Origin of the sequence: Bradyrhizobium sp. WBAH42 (assembly GCF_024585265.1) — a bacterium.
Classification (GTDB): Bacteria; Pseudomonadota; Alphaproteobacteria; order Rhizobiales; family Xanthobacteraceae; genus Bradyrhizobium.
The window spans coordinates 7,855,819-7,870,956 of record NZ_CP036533.1; the positions used below are offsets into that span (position 1 = coordinate 7,855,819).

Consider the following 15,138-nt stretch of genomic DNA (forward strand, 5'->3'; position numbering starts at 1 on the left):
TAGCCAGCCGAATTTCCTGATCGACTCCAGGGTACCTGGTCTTGACAGTCTCTGTCAAAAAGCTGATTCTCATGAAAATGAAAATAATGTCCATCTGACGGACATCTGGTGCTGTACATGCCGCACGTGACCTACATCCAGCCCAACGGTTCTCGAGCCATTGTCGAAGGGCAGTTCGGCGTGAGCCTCATGCAAATTGCCGTGTACAACGGCGTCTCAGGTATCTTGGCCGACTGCGGTGGCGCTGCGTCTTGCGCAACCTGTCACATCTACCTCGACGAGAGTTGGGTTTCGCGCGTTCCGGCGGCCAGTGAGGACGAGGATGAGATGCTCGATTGCACCGCCAGCGAGCGGCGCCCGACGAGCCGTCTGAGTTGTCAAATCGAATTTTCCGCAGATCTCGACGGTCTCGTCGTTCATGTCCCGGAGCGGCAGGGATAAATCATCAGCATTGGAGAAGCGCCCCATGACGCAGCGCCAGCAAATCGAAGGTTTGGTGGACGTCACAAACGGCTACATCAGTCGCGAAATTTTTGTGGATGCCGACATCTACAAGGAAGAGCTCAGCAAGGTCTTCACGCGGGCCTGGCTGCTCGTCGGTCACGAAAGCCTAGTGCCGAATCCAGGTGATTTCTACACGTCCCGCATGGGCGAAGAGTCGGTCATCCTGTGCCGCGACAAGAAGGGAGAGATCCATGTCTTCCTTAACTCGTGTCGGCATCGCGGCATGAAGGTGTGCCGATACGAATCCGGCAACACCTCTCTATTCACGTGTCCGTATCACAGTTGGACCTATACGACCGATGGCAAGTTGCAAGGTGTTCCTCTTTACAAGTCGCTTTATGACGGGGTCCTGGATCGGGAGGCCAACTCGCTCGTCTCGGTGGCGAAGCTGTTCAATTACAAAGGTTCAATCTGGGCGACGTGGGACAAGAACGCTCCGGATTTCCTGACCTATCTCGGCGATGCAAAGCTCCATCTGGATCAGGCGCTTGATTGTCGCGACGGTCGAGAGGGCGGGTCCGAGGTCATCGGAGTTCACAAGTGGGTCTTCCCGGCAAATTGGAAGTTCGCCGCCGAAAATTTTCTCGGCGATACCTATCACAATCCCAGTCATCGCTCGGTTGACTTGATTGGGATCGGGCCGAGCGCAGCATCCGGCAAGAAAGGCCGACGGGACAACGAACTCGAGCACGCTCAGCATGTCTGGATCAGCTTTCCCGCTGGCCATGGGGTGCATAGCGCGATCCAGCCCGAGGCAAACGAATACATCGAGTCCTTTCTCGACAACCCGGTCCTGGAGCAATACTTCAGGCATTGCTACGAGGAGCGGAAGCGGCGGCTGGGCGAGGACGCCCGCCTTTTGCCCTTCGTCGGTACCATCTTCCCGAACACGTCCTATCACGGGCGTCAGCCGCGAGGCCTCTGCGCCTGGCATCCCCACAGCCCGACGTCCACCGAAGGCTGGCGTTTCTTCCTGGTCGACAAGGATGCTCCCGCGGAAGTGAAGGATTATTTGCGGCGCTATTACATGCGCTATTCGGGGCCCGCCGGCATGACCGAGCAAGACGATCTGGAGAATTGGCTGTACGCGACTGCCGCCAGCACGGGCACCGTCGCTCGTCGCTATCCGTTCAACTATCAGCAGTCGATGGGAGCGTACACCACAGAGCACAAACTTGGCGGTGAAGTGAGCCTGCAAGTCACGGAGCAGATCGCGCGCGGTTTCTACAAGCGGTGGGAATCCTACATGCGTGATGCGGACTGGGGTGAGTTGCTGGGTGTACCGGCTGCGAGCAGGCAGGCGGCGGAGTGAACGTGGCCAGCAAGATCGTCATCGTAACGGGAGGAACATTCGGAATTGGGCGGCAAATCACGCTCGGCCTCGCCGCGCGAGGTCACAAGGTCGTCGCATTCGGCCTGGAAGGTCGTCAAGTTTCGAGTACAGCGGAGGCAGCCATACCAGGTCTGCGGGACGAACTGGCGCATCGCGGCCTGCAGGCGCACCTCCTTGAAGCAGATGTGTCTCAATCATCAGATGTCCAACGCGTTGTCAGTTTCGCATTGGAGCACTACGGCCGGATCGATGGTCTCGTGAACAACGCCGCCATCGGTCCGCTCGGCACAGTTCTCGACACGGACGAGGCTCTTTTCGATAGAATTGTCTCCGTCAATCTCAAAGGACCCTACCTGACCTCACGTGCTGTGCTACCGCACATGCTTCGCCGCGGAAGTGGTTCGATCGTCAATATTGGATCAGGGGCGGGTTGGGGGAAGCCCAACATGGCCGTGTACTCGGCAACCAAGGGCGCCTTGGTGGCCCTGGGCGCCGCGACTGCATACGACTTCATTCATCGCGGGATCAAGGTGAACACGGTCATCCCAGGCGGTGGAGGAATCGTCAGCGGTATGAGCCTCGGACGCGTAGATGGCGACACGAGCAAATTCGGAATTGGAGCGCCCGGCACGGCCGCAGGCCGGCCGGCCACGGGAGACGATATCGCCAATGTTGTTGCTTTCCTTCTGTCGCCCGATGCCGAGACGATTTCAGGAGCCGTCATCGATGTCGGCTGCTTTGCGCACCAGGGCGGCCCCGTGCCGCCAAAGCCGAAAAGCTGAAATTACGTGACTGAAGAAAGGAGCCGCGCATGAACCAAGTATCAACGCCGGACACAGTGAGGGCGCAAGCCGCGGGCAATCGCACGATCGAGCGGAATGCGCATTATTATCGCCTCAAGGCGGACATCGAGGACTTTCTCTACTTCGAAGCAGATTTGCTCGACGAACGCCGTTTTCGCGAGTGGCTTGACGTCCTTACCGAAGACATCTCCTACTTCATGCCTATTCGAAGAAACGTGAAATTTGGTCAGCACGAAGCCCGCGAGAACACGAAAAGGGGCGAAGGCATCAGTTGGTTTGACGAAGACAAATGGACGCTGACCAAGCGCGTCGAGCAAATCCTGACGGGCGTTCACTACGCGGAGGAGCCGCTATCTCGTGTCACCCACATGATCACGAACGTGCAGATCAAGGACGTGCGTCCCAGCCTTGAGCAGGCTCATGAGGTGGACGTTACCAGTCGTTTCCTGGTCTATCAAAACAGGGTGGAGTACGAGACCTACACGTTGGTAGGCCGCCGGCACGATACGCTCCGGCTAATCGATGGAGCCTGGAAGGTCTGTAGGCGGGAAATCATACTGGAGCAGAACATCCTGCTCGCCAAAAATCTGACCATGTTCTTTTGAGCAGGGAGGGGACCCATGATTAACGTTCTGGATCTTAAGCCTGGCGATCGGCTGAAGCTCAGGGAGGAAATCGTCGCGGAAGTCACTCAGAACATGGACGATGGCATGTGGGTGGAGGTCAAGTATTTGGAATCTCGCGAGGGAAGTGACGTTGGCTTGATCGAGCTTTGCCATGCTCAGGACATCGTTTCCGTACTGAGCACGTCCGCGAGTACGTGAATTCAGATTCGAAAGCCCGGTCCGGATCAATGCTCAGATACGAATTCCTTCCGAGTGACTTCAATCCGATGTTCCTCTTCATCGGCGACAGTCGCGATCTGGCTGGACTGGCAGAGCTCCTGAGAAAGTTCGCTCGCCAGCCGAACAAGATATCGATGGCTCGGGATTTGCCGGCCCTTCATCCGGAAACCGCTGTCAGCCTGCTGCCGGCGGATCCCGAATTCGGCATGCGTCCAAAACGAGAGGAATTCGCCTGGTATCTCAACGCATGGCAGGCCGAGCAGATCGCCGAACGAATCGATCGTCTCGCCGATGAAGCGGAGAGGTCGGGGTCCGAGATATTCGAAATCGGTAGCGAGGGAGAGATTCCAGTGAAGGTGTCGCGGGGAGAGTTTACGGACGATTTCTTGATTTCGAGGCGCTAGTTGCGGTCGCGGGTCTGGTCGGTATCTATCGCGATCGCGACAAGCTCCCCTCTGCGGCGGGAACGCAGCGACAGAACCGTGGCGCGCATTTCCTTCCGCGCTGCGATTGTGCTGCGCCGCGCGGACTTTCAGGGCGCGATGCGCCTCCTCGGAGAGGTTGCGGATGGTGACGGCCGCCATGATGGCGTCCTCCGGAAACTAACTGCGATGCTATCAAAGCAGAATTTTTGATAGCGAGGTTCCATCAAAGCGCCTCGCGTTGTAGTGCAGTGTCTGCCGAAATGGGTATCGGCGGATCAGCGTGCGACGATCAGGCCCTTGCTGGTGACGACGACCCAGCGGCCATCCTGACGCCGGATCGCATCGACGCGGCCAAGGCCCGGTACGGGATCGCCGGCATAGACCTCATAAAGACCTTCCCGGCCCTCGATTAGGGCGCCGCCATTGGCGACGTCACGCAGGCGCCAGCCGTCAACCATCGGCAGCTTGCTGGCTTCGACCTTCGGCGGGGTAGCTGCGGGTGTTGCCGCCTGAGCTGCGGCAGTCGGTGCGGGGACCGCAGCCTGCGCGGTGCGGAGCTTGTCCACCGTCTCGGACAACTTTGCGAGCTTGGCCATCGGCTCGGCCTGCGCCTTTTCGAGCTTGTCGAGACGGTCGGTGGTCCGGTTGAATTGGTCTACGCCGGTCTTGGAGGTATTGTCGAGGCTCGCCTTGAGCGCGATGACATCGGCATCGATCCGCCCGACCGAAGCTGCCAGCGCGCTGTTATCTGCCATCGGCACGGGCGCCGGGTTGGTGGCGAATTGCATGACGCGAGCTGTCGTCAGCGCGCCGCTGATGGCGCCGACGCAGGCTGCGAGCGCCACTACCGCGGCCGTCCCCGCCAGCCGGCGCTTGCCAGCCGCGCGCGCCTCGTTTGCGTTCTTATCGGGGCCGAAATCCTCGCGGTCCCTGAACCGGTTCGAAGACCACTCCGTTGGGGCCATCACGATGAGCTTGCCGGGTTTTGGCTCGGCTTTGGGCTCCGCCTCCAGCTTGGCTCCGATATTCGGCACCTCGATCCGGGGAGCTTCGGCGTTGGATGCCTCAATCTTCGGGGCGTCCGGCTTGGGCGGCGCCTCGTGGTCCGGAGCAATCGACGGTCCGTCCATGCTTGCGGCGGCCTCAAGCGCACCATCAGCGTGCAGAGGCGCGGCGGTCGCATTAGAGATGCCGGCGTTCGGGCCGGACTGTTCGGACATCGGTTCGCTCACAGCCAATTCTCCATTCAAGATTGACGTTCACTTAGACAGATCGCTCTCAGACACTCCGAGGGTAGGCGGCATGCTCGGCTGTCCCTTGATGCCGACCATCGCGGCGCTCTCGCGCCACAGTCGATCTTGAGCCTCTCCGTTTCGCGCCAATTCCGAGGGATCGGGGAATGTCGGTTCGCCCTTGATCAGGGAGACATAGATCCGGCCGGGTGGCGGACTGACTGCCCCCAGAGCAACGTTGGCAAGCATGTTGCCGGAGTGTTCAGGTGTGTTCATGATGAACTCGGGACGGAACAGGCCAATGAGGGGAAAGATCGTGCGCGTCAGGAGTCTGACCGACGCTCTCTGCAAGGCCGAGGCATCACGGCCGGCAACGCCGCCGGTAAGGCCGGGATTGAAGGCGACGATGTTGATCTGGCGCGCCTTCACCTCGTCCAGCCGCGCAAACGACAGCGCCGTCATCATGTTGCACAGCTTCGAAGCCGTATAGGAGCGTATACCCGCGCCAGAACCATTTGGAGTCGGATGGGCCCATTCCTGCACGTCGAGCGACTTGGGCGCGATCCGCTTGAAAGGAGGATCGTGCATGTTGCTCGAGGTGATCACCAGGCGACCATGGTCGGCCATATTCGGCAGCAGGAGTCGGGCCAGCAGATAGTGGGCGAGATGATTGACCGCGAATGCCAGCCCATATCCCTCCGCGCTACGTTGCTTGGCGTCCGAACCATGGATCCCGGCGTTGAGGACCAGAATGTTGATGCGAGCATCCCCGAGTCGCCGAGTCACCGCCTCTGCGAATTCGCGGACGCTCGCGAGGGAGGCGAGATCGAGCGGGAGGACCTCGACGCCGTCAGGTACCGTCCTTCCGCTTCCGCGCGCACCTATGAAAACACGCGTGTTCGACTGGGCGACGATCTGCCGAAGCGCATGAGCGCCAAGCCCGGATGTGGCTCCCGTCATGACGACGACGCGCTGCGGTCTAGCTTGGTCCATGGCCGATCGTCCCGTTCTGATCCGTGCAGGTCTCGCCAGCCCAGGCCGGAGATCCCCTGAAAGCACCCGAGCGGCGCGGAGCACAGCGCGCTGCGGCCGGGCTTCGGCCTTCACCGGGCCCGATGCGGGCTTCCGCGCTCACTTCGGAAACCGTTGCGGCTGGCTCGCCTGATATCGCCGGCTGCAACAGCCTCTGTGCTGGCGTCGCTGCAACCGTCAGCCTTGCTGGAGGCTCGGCGAGAAGATTTCGCCAGGTGGCACTCCAGTGGCTCAAAGCGTTGACGTGAGACCCGAAGGCGTAGTCCATGAATGCGAGCGTGAGATCCGCTGTGGCCTCCTTGACCTTCGGATTTAGCGCCAGGCCTCCGACCAGAGGGCGGTCAGTGAACATGCTGTGAGACCCACCTTGAAAGACCGCCAGCAGCTTTCGCGGGCCGGCAACTGCGTTAAAGATTGCGACGCGATCGCTGGCTGGCGAGAAAAAGCCCGGAATTCTGATGATGTCTTCGGTGGACGTCACGTGGAGGGTTGGCACGGTGATATTGGCGAGCACGCTGGCCAGGTTCTTTTCGCCGTAGAACGCGGGCGCGGAAATCACGATCGCGGCGCTGTAACGCTGATCGCGGAAGTCGAGCAGCCGACCGTTTCGCATGACCCGCGCGCCGATGGCCAACAGCGTGGTGTTGGCACCATAGGAATGACCCGCGGCGACGATCCGGCGGCGGTCGATGAAGCCGGCGTACGGTCCAGTTGCTTCTGACAGGATACGGTCGAGCGCAAATCGCAAATCCCCGACCCGCGCCGCCGCTTCGCCGTCCTGTGCCGCTGCCTGCAGCCGATTCACGACTCCAAAGGGGTTGCCGAACCAAACCCCGGAGTCGCTGCCGGTGTGCTGGACATGCAGGCTGGCAATGCCGTGTGTGGCCCACTGCCTGGCAAGATAGGTGTAGCCATTCCGGGTTCCCCCCATGCCATGTGAGAACACAATCAGCGGCACCTGTCCCGGGGATGCAGCAGCAGGCCAATACAGGCGGGCAGGAACCTTGCGTCCCCGAGAAGCATCGACCCAATCGAAATCGACCGTACGGAAGGGCGCCACCTCCTGTTGCACAGCGGCAACCTGCGCATTCGCGCCTGTCGCAGGAAGCGTTGTTGCGACAACGCACGCTAGGATTATGGCGCTGAGCTGTCGTTTCATGCTACTTGCTCCTTGAGAGACGGTAACCATTGGGAAGTGCTTGCAACCATCGCTTCCGGCTTCATCCTTGCATGAGCGGACCCGAGACCGCCCGTCGATACGCTCGGGCTCTCATTCAGCTCGCGGAACTTCGATCCTAATTATTAGATCACATGATCTAATAATTATCAGGCCAGAGCCTCCCCGTCAATAAAGTTAGACTGTTTGAACTATTTGTCGCAGCCGCCGCAACGCCGCGTTGTGGCCGCGCGATCGGTTGCAAAGCCCATCGCCAAGCGATAGGGGGGTAGGTATCGGCCGCAGCCCCCTTCTTGGCCGCCGCCGTCGACCGAATTTGGATCGGTGCAGCCGGTCGTCCCTATGGGTTCGCAGGTCATTTTCTCGTGGCCCCTGGCGTCGGCTCGACGCTGTAGTCTTGGAGCTCCACAGAGGCAGTACCCACGGGCATTGGTATTCTGACCGACACCGGAATTGCCAGCATGGCGTCCTCGATCATAGCCACACGGATCTCCATGGCTCGATTTGCCATCATGAACTTCGTCATCGTCGCATTTGGATTATAGCCTGCGAGTGGCGCATATCGCGCCGAGCAGACCGCGACAGCACCGGAATAGCCCTTTGCATTGAATGGCTCTGTTCTCACATAGGCAAGCTCTACATCTGCACGGAACAGCCCATTGAACACCCGCAGGGTTCTGTTGCAGGTAGACGGCCCTATCGCGCGCTCGCCGGGAGGGACGGTCAGGATAAGTGCGCTGAGAGGATCAATCACGTTGCGCTTATGCTCTTCTGTCAGGGGCACGCGCTCAGCGTTGTCCTGGAAAGGCGGATCAATTTCGACAAGTCTCGCATTGCCATCGGTCAGAGACACCCGCGTCGTTCGCGTCTGGTCGGCGCCGACCTGATCTGAAAAGAAAGTGGATGGCACAACCGTGCCTTTGCGAATGGTTCCGCTCGCCTTCATGCTGACGCTGCGCGAAGTGGCTACGGTCGCAATGCCCGTTACATGCGCCTGCAACGCGGCTTCGTAGGACGAGGAACCGATGTTGTTGACGATCGCGAGCTCACCGACCTCTATCCCGACGTATTTCATCAAGTATCGCGCACGAATGGTCGCGGCATGGGATTCGGTCGGTAGCGCAATGGTCGCAACAAAACTTGCCAAGGATACGATCAATGGCAACGACCGCGGATCAGTGAGGAGCCGCAGTTGGATGGCAATCAAACGTATCAATAGACAGAAGGGGATCTGCTGGGGCCCGTTAGGAGAGGCTGCCGTGGTTCGCCGAGTCCTGCGACGTTGCAATCTCATGGGCTCATATCCAGATACGATCGCGAGCCGGATTGCACACGACGCTTGCGTTGCGAGCGGAGCGAGGTTGTCCGTGCCGTGCAAAGCACAACCAAAGACAGAGCGAGCGAAAGCTGGTCCAGCGGCGCGGGCGTCGCCAGTGTAGACCCGCGCGAGCAAACGCCCAGTGCCACCAGGTCTATGGCAAATAGACCGGCTGCAGACAGGACAGTGAGATGCGGCGCGGCGCCGGTGAGTGCTGCGGCCGCCATTCCGACTGCGCCTGCCAGTTCGACCGTCCCCACGGAGCGAACGAACCAGAGCGGCGAGCCGCTCGCCCACGCGATGCCCGTGGTTGATAGGATCGCCGGGTCGACGGACAGTTCGACGGCACCGGAAACGCCCGACGTCAGGCAAAGGGCTATTCGAGCGACCCACGTCACAATTGACCGTAGAGCCGAAGCGAAGCTGGAGAGCGCCGTTGCGCCTCGGCAGAACAGCATTTGTGACCTCCGATTCGCGGGGGGCTACGTGCCTGCGGCAGGTGCTGCATCACGCAGCTGGATGAGCTCCACCGTACCAAGTGATACCGTCGTAACCGCGCACTCAATTTTTCGTCGTGAGCACGCCAAACCGGCGTCGCCGCCAATGTGTTCGATCCGCCTTGCAGCCAACGGCCATACCAGGCGAGCCAGGTAAAGCGGCGTGGCGTTCATCATTTCGTCCATCTAGGGCTGTCGATTGATCAGATGCAGATCGCTCAGTGTGTTCGGGAGGCTGCGGACGATAAGATCAACGATCGTTCGACGCAGGTTCTCGTCTCGTGTGTCGAAGCCTGCATCGACCATCAGGCTAGGACCCGGGAGTCGGACGCTCGACGTGCCATCTTGCGGCCCTGCAGCCAGCTTTTCGATGACGTCGAACGTCTTACCGTCGATAACTCTGACCTCGTAAAGCGCGTGGAGCAGGTCAAATGATTCCAAAACCGTGCTGTATGTGATCAGGCCCACGCCCTCCACCTTTCGGCTGCCGCCGCCAAAAGAGGCTTTGGCCTTGGTGATGATGATGTAGGCGTCGAGCCCTTGCGGAGAGACCTCGGTCTGAACGAGCTTCTTGAACGGATCACCTCGAACGAGATTGACGGGGCCGATCGCCGATTCCTGGGTCGTTGCGAAGGTAGCGCGCGGATAGGTGACAGGCTGCACTTGAAAACGGTTGCTCAGCGCCTTTGCCATCTCCTGCGCGATCAGGTCGTCGAGACCCCAGGAAGCGATTGGTACGTTTCGAGGGCTGTTGTTGATGCCTGTGAGCCCCGTTTTTGCATAGGTGAACTGATCGCCGATCGCCGAAACGATGCCGATCGTTTTGACGTCCTTGAGCTTTGCGTCCCGGGTCTCGAACAACGCGTGAGCGCCGCTACTCAGTACCAAAGAGATCGAGATCGCTATCCAGGCATATCGGCCGGCAGTGCGCATCGCGCCTCCTACCGGATCTTGAAGTCGAAGGAGTAGGACGCGCCGATGCCGACTGTCGTTTGGTTGACCGAACCGCGCGCGGTCACGAGCGGACTTTTTGCCGCGTCGCCGAGCAGCCGATCGTATTCGATGTAGGAATGAACCTCCCATTGCGGATCGATCCGATACTTCACCTGAGCGCCCGCGCCGACGGAGTGCGCACCGCCCTTGGCGTCGAACGCCGGCAGCCCGGCCGCCGTCGCCTGAACGGCATCGATGCTGAAATAGGGCGCTACAGCCTTCGTGCTCTCCCATGTGAAGCGCGGGCCGCCCGAAACGGTAATCGCCCGTGTCACGGGGACGATGAAATCCGCCGAAAAGTCCGAGACGACGCCCTCATGGCCACCAAACCCGGCGCGGGTCTCGTTGCGCACGCGAAACCAATCGACGGGAAAGTATTCGATGAATCCGCCAGCTTCGAAGGCAGCCTTGACGTCGCCCAGGCCAGTGAGCTCGGAATAGTTGCTTGCCTTTCGCGACGGCACAAACTTGCCAGCGGGGCCGGCGCGCAGATCGCCGAAGTCAATGAGCGCGATGCTTATGTTGTCGCGCGGGCTGCGAAACTGGTCCACGGAGCCTGCGCGCCGGATGGAGAAAATCGGCACAGGACTGAACAGGCTGTGGTTCGCTCCTTCATAGCTTGGCCTGTACTGGCCCTCGGCGCCGATCATCACGGTCCAGGTCCCAGACACCGGCGGCAGGACCGGCAGCTCAAAAGGCGGCGCCGGCAAGGTGAACGCAGTCTGTGCGGATGCCCGGTCGGAGGTGCCCATCACCGCGCTAATGGCCACGACCGCCGCCGCAAAAAGAATACAGTGCGGGGTGCTTTTGGAAGGGCGAAAGACGGCCTTGCTAAGATGCTTCATGGGAGAGGCCTCGGGTGGTGGACCTCATTGCCGGGGCCAGCTGGCGCGGACGTCGAAGGGCCACGATGATCTAGTCGACGCGGTTGCATACAAGGTCTCTCTAAGTTTCTAGATCATTCGGTCGAATTTACCGACTACGAGCGAAGGCGTCAATCTAGATTAGACTGAACACTCGAAAAATCGTGTAAATTGGTGCTTTCCGGACGCTGTAGGGATCGACGGATAGTTGTTCCGCGTGTGAATTACGCGCAAAGAAGGCGGTCGATGCTGGTGAGGGAGGTCCGATTATGGTGCTTCCCGCTTCAACTCTATCGAGACCTGAGACACCCACGAACCGGGGGCGTCCATCACGAACCATTGCCGATTGGCTGTCGTTCGGATGGTTACAAATGCAGCGACGGTATTGCCTTCAATTCTGGCCTCGACGAGGTCACCCGAGCTTGTGCCGATAACCTTGCCGCCCTGTCGCCATTCGCTCTCAAACCAGTTGCCGGAGATGTTATCTCCATCTTGCTCGATATCTGCCGACAGCATCAGCTTGTAGGCGTCGCTCGCACATTTCAGGTCTAGTTTGATGGACTTGCCTGGCCGCTTCACGTCATAAGCCACCTTGCAATGGATCTTTTCTCGAGGTCCGTCCGAGGGCTTCATGGAGCCGGTCCCGGACCATCTACCTGCCATGGTATCGACGCCACCAAAGGCTTGCGAGGAAATCCCAAGCGATAAAGCGATGAACATCGGTGAGTGTTTCATCAGGATCGCTCGAAACGCCGGGGCCAGCCGAGTCATGACTCACCATTCGGTTGCACCATCGGCAGGTCGATCAATCGAAAGCGGGATCGGATAGAAGTCTGGTTCCTTACCCACATCAGATCGGTCCAACGCAACTGAGGCTTGAGGAGATTGGCAGGCCTGACGATGGTTGCTCCTCGGTGTGGACATTGGCCAAGTTGACGCATTGCATGACCATCGTCTTCCGATTAATAGATCGTTCGATCTAATCAGTATCGGACCATCTCACCCGTGTCAATGTATGTTAGACTCCACGCTCTAGTCGCAGCTCGTGTCGTCCAATGCCAAGATCAGGGGGGCGGTAGACGCCGGCGAATGCCAAGGGAAGTTCGGAGGTATTTGGCGTGCGGCTCTCTGGCGTTTTTGCTGCCGCTTGCCGCCTGCGCGACGGCGCCTCTGAGCCAGTCCGGCGCGCTGAGCTCCTATGATAATCTTACTTCCAGTGATGGAGTTCTGACAAAATCCAGGGTGCGGGTTGACAAGCCGGACGTTCTTGCGGCCAAGACGGTTCGTATCGCACCCGCGTCGGTCGCTTCCGGTGCCCTCCCGGCTAATTTCTCGGACGAGCAGCGCAAGCTGGTCCTGAATGCCGTCGATCGCGCGCTCTGCGTTAAGCTAAGTGATCGGCTTCGGGTCGTGAACGCTACGGAAACTGCGGATCTGACCGTTCATGCCACGATCACCCACGCCGAACCGACTGATAAGGTAGCTGCCGGGGCTTCAAAGGCTGTCTCGATTGTGCCTTCCGTCCTGAGTATTCCAGTGCCGGTGCCTCGTCTTCCTGTCGGCCTCGGCAGCCTATCGGTCGAGGCGGAAGCGCGCGACCGCAGCAATCAGCAGAAAGCCGCCCTGATATGGGCGCGAGGCGCGGACTCCATCACTAGCCGACCCAAAGTGTCCGAAGCCTCGGACGCCTACGATCTTGCTAGCGCATTTGGCGAGGATTTCGGCACTCTTGTGGCCACAGGCGAGAGCCCATTCGGCAAGGGTCCGTCCTTGCCCTCGATGCAGAAGATCCGTTCTGATCTGGGCGGCGCCCACGAGAATTCCGCATGCGATGCTTTCGGTCGCAGTCCAGGGGTCGCCGGTCTCGTCGGGGGAGGTCTCGGGCTTCCTCCGGAATGGACGGACAAGGGAGGCAATGAGCAGCCTGCGACCGCGCCAAAGTGAGAATTCGAGACGGCGATTCGAATTGGCGCGCCCGTCAGTAGATCAGCAGAGGCGTCTGACCGATGAATTCTGGTGCCTTTGCCTGCGAAAGCATGAAATCGGCGACGTCTTCGCGTGAAATCCGCCCACCATGGATGCCTGTTAAATCAGTAAGAGCACGATAACGTCCCGTGTGCGGGCCATTGGTCAAGAAGCCGGGCCGGACGATGATCCAGCGCGCAACATTGTCTTTGATGATCCGTTCCTGGCGATCCTTATCGGCATACATCCTGCGCAGAACAATCGGCATGAACAGGTAATCGTATAAGAAGCCGCCGTGGCCTCGACTATCGCCGGTGCCGATACCGGTCACGGCGATCAGCAATTGCTCGGGCTTTAGGACCTTTGCAAGGTTTTCCGCGCAACGCGAGAACATGGTTATCGTCTGCGTGACATTGGTGGTGCCCAGACAATCACAGACCACATCCTGCCCCTCCACGACCTGTGCGATGATCTCGGCGTTTTGTGCGTCTCCTGCGATGATGCGCAGGCGTGAATGGCTCATGGGCATGCGGCCGGGTGTACGGGCGAGCGCCGTGACCACATGGCCGTCGGCCAGCGCAGCCTGCGCCATGGCCAGGCCAATGCCACGGGTGGCGCCGATGATGGCAATATTCATGGAATGTCTCCTTGCTGAGAGGGGCCGTAGCCAATTGGCCGGCCTGCGCGCCAAATTGTCGGATGGTTGACGGGCCGAATTCCGCGTTCGCTGGTCGCCCAGACAAGTGGTAGTGCGGTGATCGACAGATCAGCGTCGGGGCCCACATCGTCCGGTGGCGCGAGACCAGATACTCTAGGGTGGTGCGGAAAGCGCGAGCGCATTCGCCTGACCTTTGGCAATCAAGCACGTTCCAACCGTTCGACGAGCCAGTCGAAGAGATACTCGGTGGCGGTGGCATAGCCGCCTATCTGGCAATGTGACTGCGCCGTCGAGGTTTCATCGAACAACATGTAGTCCTTGGGGCATTGCAGGGCGTCATAGAATGGCTTCGCTCCATGGAACACCTCACCTGTTCCATCCAAGACGAGAGTTTCGCACGTCACTTTTTCGAGGATGGCCGCATTGTCGTAGGGCTTGAGGGCCTCCACAACATCCTTGATCGTGTTCGGTACCCCATGCTTCCAGGCGTAGTCGCGCACCAGATTCCTTAGCTGTTCCGGAAGTTCATCAAGCGAGCGATTGCCGAAGTGTCCCAACTGCTCGATGATCGGACGTCCCCAGCTGATATTGCCAGGGTCGGTTATGCAGATCTTGATCCGCTTATCGAAGGCCGCGGCGCGCGGTGCCAGATATCCGCCGAAGCTCAAGCCCATGAGCGCGATGCGGGAAGCATCGATCTCCGGGAGTTTTTCCAGTGCGTAGTCAATCAGGGGACTTACGACTTTCTCCCAGTCGTGGCGGAATGTGAGATTATTCAATCTCAGTGCAAATCCCTGGCCTGGGCCATCGTATGTAAGACAGTGAATACCTCGATGCAGCGCGCCTTCGCAAACCCACCGTGTATCTTCGGCCCAGGTGTCCCGGCCGGGCGTGATGATAAGCAGCGGAGCTTTATCCCCTGCACAGGGGGACTTGTAGAAGTAGCCTGGAAGAAAGCTGCCTTCATAAGGGATTTCGAGGCGCTCCCCGGGGGAGCCGGACAGCTCAAGGTGGCGTTGGTAGCATGTTGAACTGGCGACCGCATACTCCTTCATGCGCGCATCTTCGAACTGGCTGAAGTACAGCAGCGCGCAGCGCCAATAAGTCGAGGCGCGAAGGTAGGCGGTGGACCCAGTAATGCGTTTGCCCTTCCTGTCGGCCTCTTCGGCTCGATTCTGGAGCCGCCCCGCCAGCGCACTCCAGGCAGTGATCCAGGCCTCTTCGTCACTACCTCTGAGCTGATAGACCACGTCCATGACCTCTCCGAGGTCGGTCATGCCGTAAGGCATCAGGCTTAGCGTGTGCTTGATCAAGGCATCGATCAGCACATTGTCATTGAAAAAATTCGGCTGAGCCCAATGCTTTCTCGAAAGTGCCGAGGCACCTGCGCCGGAGCTTTCGTTGTTCTCCTGGGCGCTGTCGATGTTCTTGCCTTGAGCCTTCATGATGTACGTCCTCGATCTTTGCATCGGCACCGCTTCGGCATTCAGCGG

General features: G+C 59.6%; 18 protein-coding genes and 1 pseudogene. 7 read left to right on the forward strand and 12 right to left on the reverse strand.

Annotated elements, in window-relative coordinates; all coding sequences use genetic code 11:
* Positions 1 to 117: 117 nt before the first annotated feature.
* From DCG74_RS36825 to DCG74_RS36850, 6 genes are all read left to right on the forward strand, one after another.
* The gene (locus DCG74_RS36825; protein WP_172787614.1) at positions 118 to 441 is read left to right on the forward strand and encodes a 2Fe-2S iron-sulfur cluster-binding protein; all 324 of its coding nucleotides are present in this window, start codon (positions 118 to 120) and stop codon (positions 439 to 441) included.
* Positions 442 to 466: 25 nt separating this feature from the next.
* On the forward strand, positions 467 to 1,816 hold the full coding sequence (locus tag DCG74_RS36830; RefSeq protein ID WP_172787615.1) for an aromatic ring-hydroxylating dioxygenase subunit alpha: 1,350 nt from the start codon (positions 467 to 469) through the stop codon (positions 1,814 to 1,816).
* A 2-nt stretch (positions 1,817 to 1,818) separates the two neighbouring features.
* Positions 1,819 to 2,619, forward strand: coding sequence for an SDR family NAD(P)-dependent oxidoreductase (locus DCG74_RS36835; RefSeq protein WP_257187500.1), 801 nt, complete (start codon positions 1,819 to 1,821; stop codon positions 2,617 to 2,619).
* 29 nt (positions 2,620 to 2,648) lie between these two features.
* Positions 2,649 to 3,245 carry a 3-phenylpropionate/cinnamic acid dioxygenase subunit beta gene (locus tag DCG74_RS36840; protein ID WP_172787617.1) on the forward strand — a complete coding sequence of 199 codons (597 nt, stop codon included), beginning with the start codon at positions 2,649 to 2,651 and terminating at the stop codon, positions 3,243 to 3,245.
* A 15-nt stretch (positions 3,246 to 3,260) separates the two neighbouring features.
* Complete coding sequence (locus DCG74_RS36845) at positions 3,261 to 3,464, forward strand: hypothetical protein (protein ID WP_246708914.1); 204 nt, start codon at positions 3,261 to 3,263, stop codon at positions 3,462 to 3,464.
* A gap of 68 nt (positions 3,465 to 3,532) precedes the next feature.
* Positions 3,533 to 3,889, forward strand: coding sequence for a hypothetical protein (locus tag DCG74_RS36850; RefSeq protein ID WP_257187613.1), 357 nt, complete (start codon positions 3,533 to 3,535; stop codon positions 3,887 to 3,889).
* 51 nt (positions 3,890 to 3,940) lie between these two features.
* On the opposite strand, the pseudogene DCG74_RS36855 reads toward DCG74_RS36850, so the two are convergent.
* From DCG74_RS36855 to DCG74_RS36900, 10 genes and pseudogenes are all read right to left on the reverse strand, one after another.
* Positions 3,941 to 4,069 (reverse strand): annotated as a pseudogene (locus DCG74_RS36855) (plasmid stabilization protein); the annotation flags it as partial.
* A gap of 116 nt (positions 4,070 to 4,185) precedes the next feature.
* On the reverse strand, positions 4,186 to 5,130 hold the full coding sequence (locus tag DCG74_RS36860) for a hypothetical protein (protein WP_172787678.1): 945 nt from the start codon (positions 5,128 to 5,130) through the stop codon (positions 4,186 to 4,188).
* Positions 5,131 to 5,169: 39 nt separating this feature from the next.
* Complete coding sequence (locus DCG74_RS36865; RefSeq protein ID WP_210268414.1) at positions 5,170 to 6,135, reverse strand: SDR family NAD(P)-dependent oxidoreductase; 966 nt, start codon at positions 6,133 to 6,135, stop codon at positions 5,170 to 5,172.
* Complete coding sequence (locus DCG74_RS36870) at positions 6,122 to 7,333, reverse strand: acetylhydrolase (protein WP_172787618.1); 1,212 nt, start codon at positions 7,331 to 7,333, stop codon at positions 6,122 to 6,124. Before DCG74_RS36870 ends, DCG74_RS36865 begins: the two co-directional genes overlap by 14 nt.
* A gap of 373 nt (positions 7,334 to 7,706) precedes the next feature.
* The gene (locus DCG74_RS36875; protein ID WP_257187501.1) at positions 7,707 to 8,645 is read right to left on the reverse strand and encodes a DUF3108 domain-containing protein; all 939 of its coding nucleotides are present in this window, start codon (positions 8,643 to 8,645) and stop codon (positions 7,707 to 7,709) included.
* Complete coding sequence (locus tag DCG74_RS36880; RefSeq protein ID WP_172787620.1) at positions 8,642 to 9,127, reverse strand: DoxX family protein; 486 nt, start codon at positions 9,125 to 9,127, stop codon at positions 8,642 to 8,644. The genes DCG74_RS36875 and DCG74_RS36880 overlap by 4 nt, the downstream gene beginning before the upstream one ends.
* Before the next feature lie 24 nt (positions 9,128 to 9,151).
* The gene (locus DCG74_RS36885; protein WP_172787621.1) at positions 9,152 to 9,352 is read right to left on the reverse strand and encodes a hypothetical protein; all 201 of its coding nucleotides are present in this window, start codon (positions 9,350 to 9,352) and stop codon (positions 9,152 to 9,154) included.
* The gene (locus DCG74_RS36890) at positions 9,353 to 10,099 is read right to left on the reverse strand and encodes a hypothetical protein (protein WP_172787622.1); all 747 of its coding nucleotides are present in this window, start codon (positions 10,097 to 10,099) and stop codon (positions 9,353 to 9,355) included.
* Between the two features lie 8 nt (positions 10,100 to 10,107).
* Positions 10,108 to 11,004: a MipA/OmpV family protein gene (locus DCG74_RS36895; RefSeq protein ID WP_172787623.1), complete on the reverse strand. Its 897-nt coding sequence runs from the start codon at positions 11,002 to 11,004 to the stop codon at positions 10,108 to 10,110.
* A 285-nt stretch (positions 11,005 to 11,289) separates the two neighbouring features.
* Entirely contained in the window at positions 11,290 to 11,793 is a 504-nt protein-coding gene (locus DCG74_RS36900; protein WP_175421780.1) for a hypothetical protein, read from the reverse strand.
* 366 nt (positions 11,794 to 12,159) lie between these two features.
* On the opposite strand from DCG74_RS36900, the gene DCG74_RS36905 reads away from it, so the two are divergent.
* The gene (locus DCG74_RS36905; RefSeq protein ID WP_257187502.1) at positions 12,160 to 12,966 is read left to right on the forward strand and encodes a DUF3313 domain-containing protein; all 807 of its coding nucleotides are present in this window, start codon (positions 12,160 to 12,162) and stop codon (positions 12,964 to 12,966) included.
* A 34-nt stretch (positions 12,967 to 13,000) separates the two neighbouring features.
* Here DCG74_RS36905 and DCG74_RS36910 read toward each other — a convergent pair whose 3' ends face one another.
* Together DCG74_RS36910 and DCG74_RS36915 are read right to left on the reverse strand one after the other, a co-directional pair.
* A complete protein-coding gene (locus tag DCG74_RS36910; RefSeq protein ID WP_172787625.1) occupies positions 13,001 to 13,624 on the reverse strand; it encodes an NAD(P)-dependent oxidoreductase in 624 nt (207 codons plus the stop codon).
* A 221-nt stretch (positions 13,625 to 13,845) separates the two neighbouring features.
* On the reverse strand, positions 13,846 to 15,090 hold the full coding sequence (locus DCG74_RS36915) for a S9 family peptidase (RefSeq protein ID WP_172787626.1): 1,245 nt from the start codon (positions 15,088 to 15,090) through the stop codon (positions 13,846 to 13,848).
* Positions 15,091 to 15,138 lie beyond the last annotated feature (48 nt).

Excerpts from the sequence above, each read along its gene's own strand:
- DCG74_RS36825 (WP_172787614.1), top strand. The coding sequence starts at position 118 with ATGCCGCACGTGACCTACATCCAGCCCAACGGTTCTCGAGCCATTGTC.
- DCG74_RS36830 (WP_172787615.1), top strand. The coding sequence starts at position 467 with ATGACGCAGCGCCAGCAAATCGAAGGTTTGGTGGACGTCACAAACGGC.
- DCG74_RS36840 (WP_172787617.1), top strand. The coding sequence starts at position 2,649 with ATGAACCAAGTATCAACGCCGGACACAGTGAGGGCGCAAGCCGCGGGC.
- DCG74_RS36845 (WP_246708914.1), top strand. The coding sequence starts at position 3,261 with ATGATTAACGTTCTGGATCTTAAGCCTGGCGATCGGCTGAAGCTCAGG.
- DCG74_RS36850 (WP_257187613.1), top strand. The coding sequence starts at position 3,533 with ATGTTCCTCTTCATCGGCGACAGTCGCGATCTGGCTGGACTGGCAGAG.
- DCG74_RS36860 (WP_172787678.1), bottom strand. The coding sequence starts at position 5,130 with ATGTCCGAACAGTCCGGCCCGAACGCCGGCATCTCTAATGCGACCGCC.
- DCG74_RS36865 (WP_210268414.1), bottom strand. The coding sequence starts at position 6,135 with ATGGACCAAGCTAGACCGCAGCGCGTCGTCGTCATGACGGGAGCCACA.
- DCG74_RS36870 (WP_172787618.1), bottom strand. The coding sequence starts at position 7,333 with ATGAAACGACAGCTCAGCGCCATAATCCTAGCGTGCGTTGTCGCAACA.
- DCG74_RS36875 (WP_257187501.1), bottom strand. The coding sequence starts at position 8,645 with ATGAGATTGCAACGTCGCAGGACTCGGCGAACCACGGCAGCCTCTCCT.
- DCG74_RS36880 (WP_172787620.1), bottom strand. The coding sequence starts at position 9,127 with ATGCTGTTCTGCCGAGGCGCAACGGCGCTCTCCAGCTTCGCTTCGGCT.
- DCG74_RS36885 (WP_172787621.1), bottom strand. The coding sequence starts at position 9,352 with ATGGACGAAATGATGAACGCCACGCCGCTTTACCTGGCTCGCCTGGTA.
- DCG74_RS36890 (WP_172787622.1), bottom strand. The coding sequence starts at position 10,099 with ATGCGCACTGCCGGCCGATATGCCTGGATAGCGATCTCGATCTCTTTG.
- DCG74_RS36895 (WP_172787623.1), bottom strand. The coding sequence starts at position 11,004 with ATGAAGCATCTTAGCAAGGCCGTCTTTCGCCCTTCCAAAAGCACCCCG.
- DCG74_RS36900 (WP_175421780.1), bottom strand. The coding sequence starts at position 11,793 with ATGACTCGGCTGGCCCCGGCGTTTCGAGCGATCCTGATGAAACACTCA.
- DCG74_RS36910 (WP_172787625.1), bottom strand. The coding sequence starts at position 13,624 with ATGAATATTGCCATCATCGGCGCCACCCGTGGCATTGGCCTGGCCATG.
- DCG74_RS36915 (WP_172787626.1), bottom strand. The coding sequence starts at position 15,090 with ATGAAGGCTCAAGGCAAGAACATCGACAGCGCCCAGGAGAACAACGAA.